The sequence below is a fragment of the Pseudonocardia bannensis genome (assembly GCF_012911875.1).
GTDB classification, from domain to species: domain Bacteria; phylum Actinomycetota; class Actinomycetes; order Mycobacteriales; family Pseudonocardiaceae; genus Pseudonocardia; species Pseudonocardia bannensis.
The window spans coordinates 1-12,873 of the sequence record NZ_JAAXKZ010000155.1 but is presented as its reverse complement, the minus strand read 5'-3'; the positions used below and the strand labels follow the sequence as shown (position 1 = coordinate 12,873).

The window sequence follows — 12,873 nt, the reverse complement described above, 5'->3', positions numbered from 1 at the left end:
CGGCTCGTCGGGGCGCGTGTCAGGATCGGGCGGTGACGAGCAGTGTGGCGGGACCGGCCGTGAACGAGGCGCCGACCGGGCCCGCGGCGACCCGCTTGCCCCGTGGCTTCCGGGTGGCCCTGGACCGCCGGGTCCGGTGGTTCGACGGCGACGCCGCGCTGCTCGGTGGGGCGCCGCCGCGGCTGATGCACCTCGGCCCGGCTGCCCGCGCGCTGCTCGCCGGTGGCAGCCCGTTGACCGTCGCGGACCCGACGTCGGCGGCGCTCGCCCGCAGGCTGCTCGACGCCGGGCTCGCCCACCCCGCCGGGCTCGTCCAACCCGGCGGCGCCCACCAACCCGGCGGCGCCCACCAAGCCGGCGGCGCCCAGTCCGCCGGCGGCGCCCAGTCCGCCGGCGGCCGGCCTGCCGCTGACGCCGGCGGCGCGCCGGGCGGCCCGGCCCCGGCCGACGTCACCGTCGTCATCCCGGTCAAGGACCGGGTCCCCGCGCTCACGCGCCTGCTCGCGGCGCTCCCGTCCGGGCTGGGCGGGCTCGTCGTGGTCGACGACGGTTCTGCGGATGCGGCGGCGCTGGCGCGGGCGGCGCAGCGGGCGGGGGCCCGGGTCCTGCGGCACGAGCGGTCCCGCGGCCCGGCCGCCGCCCGCAACGCGGGCCTCGCGGCGGCCACGACGGACCTGGTGGCGTTCCTCGACTCCGACGTCGTGCCGCAGCCGGGCTGGCTGGAGCCGCTGCTGGCCTGTTTCGTCGATCCGGCGGTCGGGCTGGCGGCGCCGCGGATCGTCGCGCTGCCGCCGGTCCGGGGCTGGATCGCCCGCTACGAGGCGGTGCGTTCCTCGCTCGACCTGGGCCCGGATCCGGCGCTCGTCGTCCCGCGGTCGCGGGTGGCGTACGTGCCGAGCGCGGCCATGCTGGTGCGGCGCCGCGCCGCCGGGGCCGGGTTCGACGAGGCGATGCAGGTGGCCGAGGACGTCGACCTGGTCCTGCGGCTGCACGCCGCCGGTTGGCGGCTGCGCTACGAGCCCGCGGCCCGGGTCGCGCACGACCACCGCTCCGCGTTCGGCGCATGGTGGCTGCGCAAGGCCTACTACGGCACCGGTGCCGCCCCGCTCGCGCAGCGCCACGTCGGCGCCGTCCCACCCATGGTGCTGCCGCCGTGGTCGGCCGCTGTCTGTGCGCTGTTGCTGGTGCAGCGGCGCCCCGCGACCGCCGTGGCCGCGGTGATCGGAGCCGTCGCGACGGAGCGGTTGTCCCGCAAGCTCGGCCGGTTGCGCCGTCCCCGGGTCTGCGCCGCGCAGCTCACCGGGCTCGGCCTGGCCGGCGCGATAGGGCAGTCGGCGTCGGCGCTCACCCGGCACTACTGGCCGCCGGTGCTGCTCGGCTGCCTGTTCTCCGCCCGCTTCCGGCGCGCGGTGCTGGCGGCCGCCGTCGCCGAGGGCGTGTGGGACTGGTGGGCGCACCGCGACCTCGACCCGGCGGCCCGCCCGGGCCCGGCGGGCTATGTGCTCGCGCACCGGCTCGACGATCTGGCCTACGGCGCGGGCCTGTGGTGGGGTGCGGTCCGGAGCCGGACGACCGCTCCGCTACGGCCCACCCGGCCGGGTTCCTCACCGCGGGATACGGGCCGGGCCGTCCGTCAGGGCTAGTCTGAATGGGTGGTCTGCTGAGCGTGGTCGAACCGCGTTTGCAGGGTTTCCAGGCAACTCAGCCCGTTTCTGCGGATTCGACGATCTGTTTGCGGGACGTTTCGCGAATGCCGTGTCCGCGGCGGTGACCGCGCGTCCCGGAGCGACCTTGCACGGCCCGATGATCAGCGGTGTGATGTGCTCGCCGCCACAACGTCGTGCGCGGTACCGGCCGTGGCCCGTCACGCCCGGTTGGTTCCCGAAAGTCCTGCGCGACCCGACGTCGTGGTCGCGGTTGAGGAGTGAGACTCATGGCAGAGGTCCGGGTCACCGTCGACGGCGTGAACTACGCCGACGACGTCGAGCCCCGCACGTTGTTGGTCCAGTATCTGAGAGAACGCCTGGGCAAGACCGGGACCCTCGTCGGTTGCGACACCAGCAACTGCGGTGCGTGCACGGTGCATCTGAACGGTCAGAGCGTGAAGTCCTGTTCGGTGCTGGCGGTCCAGGCCGACGGCGGCGAGGTCACGACCATCGAGGGCCTGGCCCGCGACGGCAAGCTGCACCCGATGCAGGAGGCCTTCAACGAGTGCCACGGCCTGCAGTGCGGATACTGCACGCCCGGCATGATCATGGCCGCGATCGACCTGCTCGGGGACAACCCTGACCCCGACGAGCAGGAGGTTCGCGAGGGCATCGAGGGCAACCTCTGTCGTTGCACGGGCTATCAGAACATCGTGCGGGCGGTGCAGAGCGCGGCCCAGAAGATGAGGCCCGGCGCTGCCGCCGAGCAGGCCCCGGCGCCGGTCGCCGGAGGAGGCAACTAGATGACGACGACCGCCGACCCCACCACGCACGAGATCGGCAACGCGCGCACCCGCAAGGAGGACGCGCGTCTGATCACCGGGCGCACCCGGTACACCGACTCGATCACGCCCAGCGGCACCCTGTACCTCGCCGTGGTCCGCTCGCCGCTGGCGCACGCCACGATCACGAACATCAACGCCGAGGCCGCGAGATCGGCACCCGGCGTGTTCGGCGTCTACACCGCCGCCGACCTCGGGGCCGAGGGTATCGGCCTGCCCTGTGCCTGGCCGGTCACCCCGGACCAGAAGGCGCCGCAGCGCCCGCTGCTCGCCGTCAACACCGTGCACTTCGCGGGTGAGGGCGTCGCCGTCGTCGTGGCCCGCACCGCCGCGGAGGCCAAGGACGCCGCCGACCTGGTCGAGGTCGACTACGACCCGCTCGACCCGGTCCTGGACATGGAGGCCGCGGCCGCCGACGGCGCGAACCTGGTGCACCCGGACCTGGGCACCAACGTCAGCGCCACCTGGGTCTTCGACTCCGCCGAGGCCGGCACGGGCAACAGCGTCGCCGACGCCATCGCCGCCGCCGAGGCCGATCCGGACCAGATCGTCGTCCGGCGCCGGTTCCGCCAGCAGCGCCTGATCCCGGCGTTCATGGAGCCGCGTTCCGTCGTCGTCGACCCGACCGGTGAGCAGATCACCATGTGGTCGTCGACGCAGGTGCCGCACATCCTGCGCACCATGACCACGGTGACCACCGGCATCCCGGAGTCCAAGCTGCGGGTCATCGCCCCCGACGTGGGCGGCGGCTTCGGCGGCAAGATCGGCGTCGTGCCCGAGGAGATGCTCTGCGTGCTCGTCGCGCAGAAGCTGGGCAAGCCGGTCAAGTGGACCGAGACCCGGTCGGAGTCCCTGCTGGCCGCGCACCACGGCCGCGACCAGATCCAGGACATCACGATCACCGCCAAGAAGGACGGCACGGTCACCGGCCTGGACGTCTCGCTGCTGGCGGACATGGGGGCCTACCTCGGCCTGGTCGGCCCGGGCGTGCCGATCCTCGGCGCGTTCATGTTCAACTCGATCTACAAGATCCCGGCCTACCGGTTCACCTGCCGCAACGTCTTCACCACGAAGACGATCACCGACGCCTACCGGGGCGCCGGGCGGCCGGAGGCCACGTTCGCCATCGAGCGGATCATGGACGAGCTCGCCAACGAGCTCGGGCGCGACCCGCTGGAGCTGCGCGAGCAGAACTGGATCTCCCACGAGGAGTTCCCGTTCACCACGGTGTGCGGGCTCACCTACGACACGGGCAACTACGAGGCCGCGACGGCCAAGGCCACCGAGCTGTTCGACTACGCCGGCCTGCGCCGCGAGCAGGAGGAGCGGCGCCGCAACAACGACCCGGTCCAGCTCGGCATCGGCATCTCGACGTTCACCGAGATGTGCGGCCTCGCCCCGTCCCGGGTGCTCGGCTCGCTGTCCTACGGCGCCGGCGGCTGGGAGGCAGCCAGCATCCGGATGCTGGCCACCGGCAAGGTCGAGGTCATCACGGGTGCCTCGGGCCACGGCCAGGGGCACGAGACGGCGTTCAGCCAGATCGTCGCCGACCAGCTGGGGGTGCCGTTCGAGGACGTCGAGGTCCTGCACGGCGACACCCAGATCTCGCCGAAGGGCCTGGACACCTACGGGTCCCGGTCGCTGGTCGTCGGCGGCATCGCGATCGTCAAGGCCGCGGAGAAGGTCGTCGCCAAGGCCAAGAAGCTCGCCGCGCACCTGCTGGAGGCGAACGAGGACGACATCGAGTTCTCCAACGGCTTCTTCTCGGTCAAGGGCACCGACAAGGGCAAGGCCATCCAGGAACTGGCGTTCGCCGCGTTCATGGCGCACGACTACCCGGAGGACATGGAGCCCTCCCTGGACTCCGACGCCGTGTTCGACCCGGAGAACTTCTCCTTCCCGCACGGCACGCACCTCGCGGCCATCGAGGTCGACACCGAGACCGGCCGGGTCAAGCTGCGCCACTACGTGTGCGTCGACGACGTCGGCACCGTGGTCAACCCGCTGATCGTCGAGGGTCAGGTGCACGGTGGCCTGGCCCAGGGCATCGCGCAGGCCCTGTTCGAGGAGGCCAACTACGACGAGTCGGGGACCCTGGTCAACGGCACGTTCGTCGACTACACCCTCCCGTCGGCCGCCGACCTGCCGAGCTTCACCACCGGCGTGTCGAGCAACCCGGCGACCTCGAACCCGCTGGGCGTCAAGGGCGTCGGCGAGGCGGGCACCATCGCCTCGACCCCGGCGATCGTCAACGGCGTCATCGACGCGCTGCGCCACCTCGGCGTCAACGAGGTCGAGATGCCGACCACCCCGCAGCGGGTGTGGCGCGCCATCCAGGAGGCCCAGGGCCGCTCCACCCAGGAGACCCCGGTCGACACCCACTCGCCGGGTGCCGGTCTGGGCTCCATCGACCCGAACAACCCGCAGGGGGAGGTCCAGTGATCCCGGCCAAGTTCGACTACGTGCGGCCGTCCTCCGTCGAGGACGCCGTGGAGGCCCTGCGCCAGGGCGGGGAGGACGCCAAGATCCTCGCCGGCGGCCAGAGCCTGCTGCCGGTGCTCCGGCTGCGGCTCGCGGCGCCGTCGGTGATCATCGATCTCGGCGGCATCCCGGAACTGCGGGGTGTCCGCGAGGACGGTGACCGGATCGCGATCGGCGCGATGACCCCGCACCACGACGTGATGCGCGACGACCTCGTCAAGCAGCACGTGGCCCTGCTGGGCCAGGCGACCGAGACCGTCGCCGACCCGCAGGTCCGCCATCGCGGCACCCTCGGTGGCGCCCTCGCGCACGCCGATCCCGCGGGTGACCTCGGCGCGCCGGCCCTGGCGCTGGACGCCGAGTTCGTCATCGCCGGGTCCTCGGGTCGCCGGACCGTGAGCGCGGCGGAGTTCTTCGTGGACTACTTCACCACGGCGATCGGCGAGGGCGAGATCCTCACCGAGATCCGGTTCCCGCGCTACACCGGCTGGAAGAGCCACTACGAGAAGTTCAACCGGACCGCCCAGGCCTGGTCGATGGTCGCCGTGGCGGCTGCGCTCAAGGTCGACGGCGGGACGATCTCGGAGGCCCGGGTCGGGCTGACCAACATGGGCACCACGCCGATTCGCGCGACCGGTGTCGAGCAGGCGCTGGTGGGCCAGCCGGCGACCGCGGACGCCGTCCGCGCCGCCGCCGAGCGGGCGACGGAGGGTACGGCAGCCCCGAGTGACGCCGACGCCGCGGCCGACTACCGTGAGCACCTGGCCAGGGTGCTCACGGGCCGGGCGGTGCTCGCCGCCGCCGGGTGACGTCGAGGATCCACGCGATGGACGTCTGCCCGGCTTCGGGCAGACGTCCATCGGCTCTGCGCCCACTTCCGCCTCACGGCGGGGTGCGGCCCCGACGAGGAGGCAAGACAATGCAGTTGGAGAACAAGTTCACGATCGCGGCGCCGATCGAGGAGGCCTGGGCGGCCCTCAACAACCCGGAGACGGTCGCGCCGTGCTTCCCCGGCGCAACCCTCGAGTCCTACGAGAACGACTCGTTCACCGGCACCGTCAAGGTCAAGCTGGGCCCGATCTCGCTGACCTACAAGGGCAAGGGCACCTACGTCGAGCGCGACGACGCGGCCCACAAGGTGATCATCGACGCGTCCGGGCGTGACTCCCGGGGCAACGGCACCGCCAACGCCAAGGTCACCGGCTCGATGAAGGCCGACGGCCCGGACAAGACCGAGGTCACCATGGTGACCGACATGACGATCACCGGCCGCCCTGCTCAGTTCGGTCGCGGCGTCATCTCCGACGTCAGCGACAAGATCATCGGCCAGTTCGCGTCGTGCCTCGCCGACAAGCTCGCCAACAAGGACAAGGCCGAGGAGCCGGCTCCCGCGGCCGCTGCCAGCGCCAACGGCGCGGCCACGACCGCGCAGCAGCCCGTCGCGGCCGCGCCCTCCGGGCCGCTGCGCAGCGAGGTCGACGCGATCGACCTGCTCGACACCGCCGGTGCGCCGGTCGTCAAGCGGCTCGCCCCGGTGCTCGGCGGCGCGCTCCTGCTGCTGATCATCTTCCTGATCCGCCGCGGCCGGTCGAACTGATCGCCTGACAACGCCATGAGGGGCCGGTGACCCGGACGGGTCACCGGCCCCTCGTCGTCGCGGGTCGGTCATCGCCTCAGTCGTCGCCGCCCCGTCCCCGGTCGTCGGACCCGCGGTCGTCCGATCCGCGTCCCCGGTCGTCGGAGCCCCGGTCGTCGGACCCGCGGTCGTCGTTGCCCCGCGGGCGGTCGCCGCCGCGGTCGTCGTAACCGCGGTCGTCGCTGCCGCGCCCGCGGTCGTCGCCCGGCCGGTCGTCGCTGCCCCGGCCGCGGTCGTCGCCCGGCCGGTCGTCGCTGCCGCGTCCGCGGTCGTCGACCACGGTGCCGCGAGGCGCGACCGCGCTGCGCGCCCGGTCGTCGCTGTCGATCCGGGTGACGGTGCCGGTGCCGGCGTCGACGCGCACGTCGTGCTCGACGCCACCGTTCACGATGCGGACCTTCCACTCGGGCCGGCCGTGCTCGATCTCGTGCTCGGTGCGGGTGACGGCCCCACCGCCCACCCGGTCCAGCGCGATCTGCTCGGCTGCGGCGCGGTCGAGGGCCGGAGCGGGCGCCACCGCGACCGGGGTGGTCTCGCTCGTCGTCGCGCCGGCGCTGACCGAGGGGGCGTCGAAGCGGGGCAGCGGGTTGCTGACGTCGTCGGCGCCGCCGGCGACGGCCACGGCCGTACCGCCGAAGACGAGCACGGTGAGCATTCCGGCGGCGGCGATGGTGAGGAGTCGGCGGGTGGCCATGATCGTTGTCCTTCGCGTCCGGTGTCGGGAACGAGGACAACGGTGCCGGTCGGCGATCTATGGTCGCGCTGCGTCGATCCTAAGGCGGGGTTAAGGCGCCGACCCGGGTCGGGGCTGCGCGCCCGGCGGCCCGAGTTCGACGACGACGCACAGCCCGCCGCGCTCGGACGGGCCCAGACGCAGCTCCCCGCCCGCCTGCTCGGCGCTGCGCCGGGCGATGTCGAGACCGAGCCCGGTGGATCCCGCCCCGCTGACCCCGCGCCGCAGCGCCGCGGAGCCTGCCGGCAGGCCGGGGCCGGCGTCGGCCACCGTCAGGGTCGCCCCGCCGCCCACCCGCGGCGTCAGCCGCACGCTGAAGGGCGTGCCGTCCGGGGTGTGGGCGAAGACGTTGCCGAGCAGCGCGTCGATGCACGCCTCGAGGTCCGCGCGGGCCGGTGCGACGGGCAGCGGCCCCGCCGCGATGTCGACGGTCGCCTCCCGCTCGGTGTCCTCGGCCAGCACCGACCAGAACGCGACCCGCTCCCCGACCACCGCGGCTGCGTCGCTGCCGTCCCGGGCCGTACCGGGCTCGACCCCGCGCCGGCGGGCCTGCTCGATGGCGGTGGTGACCGCGCGCTGCACCCCGTCCACCCCGGCCCCGATGCGCGCCGCGTCGCGCGGATCGGCCAGCGACTCGGCCTCCAGGCGCAACGCGGTCAGGGGGGTCCGGACCCGGTGGGCGAGGTCTGCGACGTTCTCGCGCTCCTCGCGGAGCAGCTCGGTGATCCGGGTGGCCAGCCCGTTGAGCGCCCCGGCGACGACGCCGAGCTCATCGGGCGCCGTCGGGTCGGCCCGGGCCTCCAGCTCGCCGCGGCCCAGCCGGTGCGACACGGCGGCCAGGTCGATGGTCGACCGGACCAGGGATCGGGCCATCCGGTCGGCCACGGCGAGGCTGACCAGCAGCAGGCCGATGCCGAGCGCAGCGAGCAGCAGCCAGGCCCGGGTGACGCCGCCCGTGAGCTCGGCGGCCGGGACGAACGCGCGGAGCACGCCCCCGCCGCCGGACGGGTCGCGGACGGCGAACACGATCTCCCGGCCGCTCGCCGTCTCCGTCGACGCGCTGGTGCCCCGGGCGCCGAGCTCGACCAGGGGGGAGCGTTCCGCGGGGGCACCCAGCCGGGTCCCGTCGGCGAGGAACAGCGTGAGGTGGTAGGGAGAGGTGGCGTCCACCTGGGCCACGCTCAGCGCGAGTGCGGCGCGGTCGGTGGTCGCCACGAGCGAGCTGAGCGCCTGGGCCTCGACCGTCGCGTTCTGGACCGCGCGGTCGGCGGCGACCGTGCGCAGCAGCAACGCGAGCGGCACCAGGAACGCGATGAGGACCAGCGAGGTCGTCGCCCCGACGAGGAGCAACACGCGGCGGCGCACCCCGCTCAGTCCTTCGGCGCGCTGATGCGCACGCCGACCCCGCGGACCGAGTGCAGGTAGCGGGCCTGCTGTGCCGTCTCGCCGAGCTTGCGACGCAGCCAGGACAGGTGCACGTCGACCGTCTTGTCCGCACCGCCGTAGGGCAGGTGCCAGACCTCCGTGAGCAGCTCCCGCTTGCTGATCACCTCACCGGCCCGGGCCGCCAGGTAGTGCAGCAGCTCGAACTCCCGGGGCGTGAGGTCGAGCTCCACGCCGTCGAGGCTGGCCTGCCGGGAGCGGGGGTCCACCCGCAGCCCGCCGACCACGACCGTCGGGTCGGTGAGGGGCTCGCCGCCGCGGCGCAGCACGGCCCGGATCCGGGCGTCGAGCTGCGCGGCGCTGAACGGCTTGACCAGGTAGTCGTCGGCGCCCGCGTCGAGTACCGCGACGATCTCGGCCTCGTCGTCACGGGCCGTTGCCACGATCACCGGCACCCGGCTCGCCCCGCGCAGCATCTTCAGCATCATCGCGCCGTCCATGTCCGGCAGGCCGAGGTCGAGCACGACCAGGTCCGGTTGCCGTCCGATCGCGGTCTCGAGGCCGGCCAGGGCCGTCGGCGCGGAATCGACGGCGTGCCCGCGCTCGGTCAGCCCGCGGATCAGCGCGCCGCGGATCGCCGGATCGTCCTCGACGAGGAGCACCTGGGCCACCCGCGCACGGTAGGACATCCCGGACACCTCCGGCACGCCTGCCGTGGTCACATGGAGGTGACGCTAGGACCGCTTTAGGCCCGCCTTAACCCACCGAGACGGCATCCTGTGGGCATGAGCCGCCCGGAGCCCGACCGCCCGGCCCGCCGCCCGGGTCGCGGGCGCGGGGCGACGCTGCTGGTGCTGTGGACGCTGGCCGTCGTCGGAGCGACCCTCGTGGGGATGACGGCGGTCGGCGCGATCGGCAGCGGGATCGTCGGTTCCGCGCAGCGCCCGCTCAGCCAGGCCGAGATCGACGCCCGGCTGGCCGCGGCGCCCACCGCCGGGACCGTGCTGCCCGGCAGCGCCCGGCCCCCGGAACCGGTGACCCCGGCTACGTCTGCGGCCACCACCTCCGGGACGACCGCATCCGGGACCACCGCATCCGGGACCACCGGGGTGGTACCCGCCGGGCCGGCCGGCACCGTTCTGGCGCGCTGCGTGAACGGCGTGCCCTCGGTCGTCGCGGTGAACCCGGCCCAGGGGTACGGGGCGCGCGACGAGCACGAGGGCGGGGACCGTCCCCGGGTGCGGTTCGAGTCCGACACCGGCCGGGTCGAGGTACGGCTGGGCTGCCAGGACGGGCGGCCGACCGGTGAGCTGAGGGTCGACGGAGACTGATCGCGCCGGGGGCGTGAGGATGGCGTCATGCGCCCCGGACCCGACAACTCCCTGACCGACGTCCCCGGCCTGCGGGTCGGGCACGCCGCGCTGAGCGGTCCCGGGGCGCTCAGCGGGACCACCGTCGTGCTGGCGCCGGGGGCCGGAGCCGTCGGCGGGGTCGACGTGCGCGGGGCCGCGCCGGGTACCCGGGAGACCGACCTGCTCGACCCCCGCAACAGCGTCCAGCGTGTCCATGCGGTCGTCCTCAGTGGCGGGAGTGCGTACGGGCTGGCGGCGGCCGACGGCGTCATGCAGCGGCTCGAGGAAGCGGGGATCGGTTTCCCCGTCGGGACAGCTCCCGGCGAGGTGGTCCCCATCGTGCCCGCTGCGGTGATCTTCGATCTCGGTCGGGGCGGGGACTTCCTGGCCCGCCCGGACGCCGAACTCGGCGCCGCGGCCTACGACGACGCCGCCGCCGGGCCGGTCGCGCAGGGCGTGGTCGGGGCGGGGACGGGGGCGGTGGCCGGCGGGCTCAAGGGCGGGGTCGGCACGGCCAGCGCGGTGCTCGACGACGGTGCGACGGTCGCGGCGCTGGTCGTGGTCAACGCGGCCGGATCGGCCGTCGACCCGGCGACGGGGGAGCTGTACGGCGCGCGGTACGGGCTGGCGGGTGAGATGCCCGGCGTGGCACCCGGGCCGGCCGCTCTCGCAACCCTGCGCGAGACGGCGGCCGCCCGCCGCCGGCTGCGGGCGGGAACGGCCACCACCCTCGGCGTGGTGGCCACCGATCTGACGCTGGACAAGGCCGGCTGCGCACGGTTGGCCGGCATGGGGCACGACGGACTGGCGCGGGCCCTGTCCCCGGTGCACACGGCCATGGACGGCGATACGGTGTTCGGGTTGTCGACGGCCGATCGGCCGGCGCCCGATGCCGCCACGCTCTACGAACTGCAGGCCGCTGCGGCCGACGTGGTCAGCCGGGCCGTGGCGCACGCGCTGCTGGCGGCGGTGACGGTGCGGACCCCGGCCGGGGAGTGGCACGGCTATCGGGAGCTGGCCGGCGTGTAGCGGCGCCGGACTCCTCCGCCCAGCCGGACGGCGCCTGCTCTGGCACGGTGGTCGTCGCCCCGCGATCCACCCGCCACCGGATGCAGCCCGGGGCGCGGTGGACCGCTCGAACCCGAGGAGAGGACACACGGTGGCCAAGGAGATCTTCGTTGCGTTCGGCGTCGACGTCGATGCCGTCGGCGGCTGGCTCGGCTCCTACGGCGGCGAGGACTCGCCGGGCGACATCTCGCGCGGCATGTTCGCCGGGGAGGTCGGCGTGCCGCGCATCAACAGGTTGTTCGCGCGCTACGACCTGCCGTCGACCTGGTTCTGGCCCGGCCACTCCGTCGAGACCTTCCCCGAGCAGTTCGACGAGATCGTCGCGGCCGGGCACGAGATCGGCGTGCACGGCTACAGCCACGAGAACCCGATCGCGATGAGCCGGGAGCAGGAGGCCGACGTCCTCGACCACTGCATCGAACTCATCACGAAGCGGGCGGGGAAGCGCCCCACCGGCTACGTCGCGCCGTGGTGGGAGTTCTCCCGGGTCACCAACGAGCTGCTGATCGAGCGCGGCATCACCTACGACCACTCGCTCATGCACCGCGACTTCGAGCCGTACTACGTGCGCGTCGGCGACACCTGGACGAAGATCGACTACGACAAGCCGGCCCGCGAGTGGATGAAGCCGCTCGTGCGCGGGCAGGAGACCGACCTCGTCGAGATCCCCGCGAGCTGGTACCTCGACGACCTGCCACCGATGATGTTCATCAAGGCCAGCCCGAACAGCCACGGCTTCGTCAACCCGCGGCACATCGAGCAGATGTGGCGTGACCAGTTCGACTGGATCCACCGCGAGTCCGACTACGCGGTGTTCACCTTCACGATCCACCCCGACGTCTCGGGCCGCCCGCAGGTGCTGCTCATGCTGGAGCGGCTGATCGAGCACATCTCGGGCCACGAGGGCGTGCGCTGGTCGACGTTCGACGAGATCGCCCAGGACTTCCTCAAGCGCCGCCCGCGCACCACCGGCTGATGTGCGGGGCCTGCGGCGGTGCGCCGCCGGATCCGGCCGGGCCGCTCGTGGCCGGGCCGCACCGGCGCGCCGCCGTCGCCCGTACGGCGACGGCCGCCACCCGCGGGGTGACCGTGCGGGCGGTGCCGGGCGGCTGGACGGTCGCGACACGCTCGGGTCGCACGACGGTCTGCCGCACCCTCGACGCGCTGGTCACCGCGCTCGTGCCGTATGCCGGGGTGGACACGCCCGAGGCTCTGACGGGCCTGGTCGCGGCCGCGGCGGGGACCCGCCCGGAGTCGATCGAGGCGGCGCGGACGCTGGTACACGCCCTCGCGGGTGCGCTGTGGGGCGCGGGCCCGGACGCTCAGCCGCCGGCGAACGGCGGCAGCACGTCGAGCGTCGCGCCGTCGGCGGGCTGCACGCCCTGGTCGCGTACCGCGACCTCGTCGAGCAGGTAACTGCACCGGTCCAGGACCTGGGCGAGCCGGTCGCCGTGCCGGTCCCGGACGACTGCGAGCAGGTCGGCGACGGTGGCGCCGGCGCCGACCTCGACCGTCTCGGTGTCGACGCCGGCGGCCGCGCGGGCCGCCGCGAAGTACCGGACCGTCACGGTGGTCGTGGTGGAAACGTTCATGCCGTCATCCTTCTCAGCCGCCGATGGCGCTCATCGGCCGGTCCGGCTGCAGGAAGCCGGGGTCGTTGATGCCGTGGCCGGGCAGCTTGGCCCACATGGCGTCGCGCCAGGTGTCGGCGATCTCGGTGTCGGAGGCGCCG

Annotated in this window: 12 protein-coding genes; 8 read left to right on the top strand and 4 right to left on the bottom strand. The window is 73.9% G+C overall.

The window, feature by feature from the left end; translation table 11 throughout:
- Nucleotides 1–32: 32 nt before the first annotated feature.
- The 5 genes from mftF to HF519_RS26805 all read left to right on the top strand — a co-directional run bounded on the left by mftF (nucleotide 33) and on the right by HF519_RS26805 (nucleotide 6,566).
- Nucleotides 33–1,643, top strand: coding sequence for a mycofactocin biosynthesis glycosyltransferase MftF (gene mftF / locus HF519_RS26825; protein ID WP_312860371.1), 1,611 nt, complete (start codon nucleotides 33–35; stop codon nucleotides 1,641–1,643).
- Between the two features lie 290 nt (nucleotides 1,644–1,933).
- Entirely contained in the window at nucleotides 1,934–2,449 is a 516-nt protein-coding gene (locus HF519_RS26820) for a (2Fe-2S)-binding protein (protein ID WP_169415772.1), read from the top strand.
- On the top strand, nucleotides 2,450–4,930 hold the full coding sequence (locus HF519_RS26815; protein ID WP_169415771.1) for a xanthine dehydrogenase family protein molybdopterin-binding subunit: 2,481 nt from the start codon (nucleotides 2,450–2,452) through the stop codon (nucleotides 4,928–4,930).
- The gene (locus HF519_RS26810; protein WP_169415770.1) at nucleotides 4,927–5,778 is read left to right on the top strand and encodes an FAD binding domain-containing protein; all 852 of its coding nucleotides are present in this window, start codon (nucleotides 4,927–4,929) and stop codon (nucleotides 5,776–5,778) included. The genes HF519_RS26815 and HF519_RS26810 overlap by 4 nt, the downstream gene beginning before the upstream one ends.
- Nucleotides 5,779–5,888: 110 nt before the next feature.
- On the top strand, nucleotides 5,889–6,566 hold the full coding sequence (locus HF519_RS26805; protein ID WP_169415769.1) for an SRPBCC family protein: 678 nt from the start codon (nucleotides 5,889–5,891) through the stop codon (nucleotides 6,564–6,566).
- A 76-nt stretch (nucleotides 6,567–6,642) separates the two neighbouring features.
- Here the strand turns inward: HF519_RS26805 and HF519_RS26800 are convergent, their stop codons facing one another.
- The 3 genes from HF519_RS26800 to HF519_RS26790 all read right to left on the bottom strand — a co-directional run bounded on the left by HF519_RS26800 (nucleotide 6,643) and on the right by HF519_RS26790 (nucleotide 9,392).
- Nucleotides 6,643–7,299 carry a PepSY domain-containing protein gene (locus HF519_RS26800; protein ID WP_169415768.1) on the bottom strand — a complete coding sequence of 219 codons (657 nt, stop codon included), beginning with the start codon at nucleotides 7,297–7,299 and terminating at the stop codon, nucleotides 6,643–6,645.
- A 90-nt stretch (nucleotides 7,300–7,389) separates the two neighbouring features.
- The gene (locus tag HF519_RS26795) at nucleotides 7,390–8,703 is read right to left on the bottom strand and encodes a sensor histidine kinase (protein ID WP_169415767.1); all 1,314 of its coding nucleotides are present in this window, start codon (nucleotides 8,701–8,703) and stop codon (nucleotides 7,390–7,392) included.
- A gap of 5 nt (nucleotides 8,704–8,708) precedes the next feature.
- A complete protein-coding gene (locus HF519_RS26790) occupies nucleotides 8,709–9,392 on the bottom strand; it encodes a response regulator transcription factor (protein ID WP_169415773.1) in 684 nt (227 codons plus the stop codon).
- 114 nt (nucleotides 9,393–9,506) lie between these two features.
- Here HF519_RS26790 and HF519_RS26785 point away from each other — a divergent pair, with 114 nt between their 5' ends.
- The 3 genes from HF519_RS26785 to HF519_RS26775 all read left to right on the top strand — a co-directional run bounded on the left by HF519_RS26785 (nucleotide 9,507) and on the right by HF519_RS26775 (nucleotide 12,117).
- Nucleotides 9,507–10,052 (top strand): hypothetical protein, encoded by a 546-nt coding sequence (locus HF519_RS26785; RefSeq protein ID WP_169415766.1) that lies wholly within the window; start codon nucleotides 9,507–9,509, stop codon nucleotides 10,050–10,052.
- Nucleotides 10,053–10,079: 27 nt separating this feature from the next.
- A complete protein-coding gene (locus HF519_RS26780; protein ID WP_169415765.1) occupies nucleotides 10,080–11,102 on the top strand; it encodes a P1 family peptidase in 1,023 nt (340 codons plus the stop codon).
- A 130-nt stretch (nucleotides 11,103–11,232) separates the two neighbouring features.
- Entirely contained in the window at nucleotides 11,233–12,117 is an 885-nt protein-coding gene (locus HF519_RS26775) for a polysaccharide deacetylase family protein (RefSeq protein ID WP_169415764.1), read from the top strand.
- 346 nt (nucleotides 12,118–12,463) lie between these two features.
- Here HF519_RS26775 and HF519_RS26770 read toward each other — a convergent pair whose 3' ends face one another.
- A complete protein-coding gene (locus tag HF519_RS26770; protein ID WP_169415763.1) occupies nucleotides 12,464–12,733 on the bottom strand; it encodes a MoaD/ThiS family protein in 270 nt (89 codons plus the stop codon).
- Between the last annotated feature and the right edge of the window lie 140 nt (nucleotides 12,734–12,873).

What these genes read in the sequence shown, in the direction of transcription:
- HF519_RS26785 (WP_169415766.1), top strand. Translation starts at nt 9,507, where the DNA reads ATGAGCCGCCCGGAGCCCGACCGCCCGGCCCGCCGCCCGGGTCGCGGG.
- HF519_RS26770 (WP_169415763.1), bottom strand. Translation starts at nt 12,733, where the DNA reads ATGAACGTTTCCACCACGACCACCGTGACGGTCCGGTACTTCGCGGCG.
- HF519_RS26805 (WP_169415769.1), top strand. Translation starts at nt 5,889, where the DNA reads ATGCAGTTGGAGAACAAGTTCACGATCGCGGCGCCGATCGAGGAGGCC.
- HF519_RS26815 (WP_169415771.1), top strand. Translation starts at nt 2,450, where the DNA reads ATGACGACGACCGCCGACCCCACCACGCACGAGATCGGCAACGCGCGC.
- HF519_RS26780 (WP_169415765.1), top strand. Translation starts at nt 10,080, where the DNA reads ATGCGCCCCGGACCCGACAACTCCCTGACCGACGTCCCCGGCCTGCGG.
- HF519_RS26800 (WP_169415768.1), bottom strand. Translation starts at nt 7,299, where the DNA reads ATGGCCACCCGCCGACTCCTCACCATCGCCGCCGCCGGAATGCTCACC.
- HF519_RS26820 (WP_169415772.1), top strand. Translation starts at nt 1,934, where the DNA reads ATGGCAGAGGTCCGGGTCACCGTCGACGGCGTGAACTACGCCGACGAC.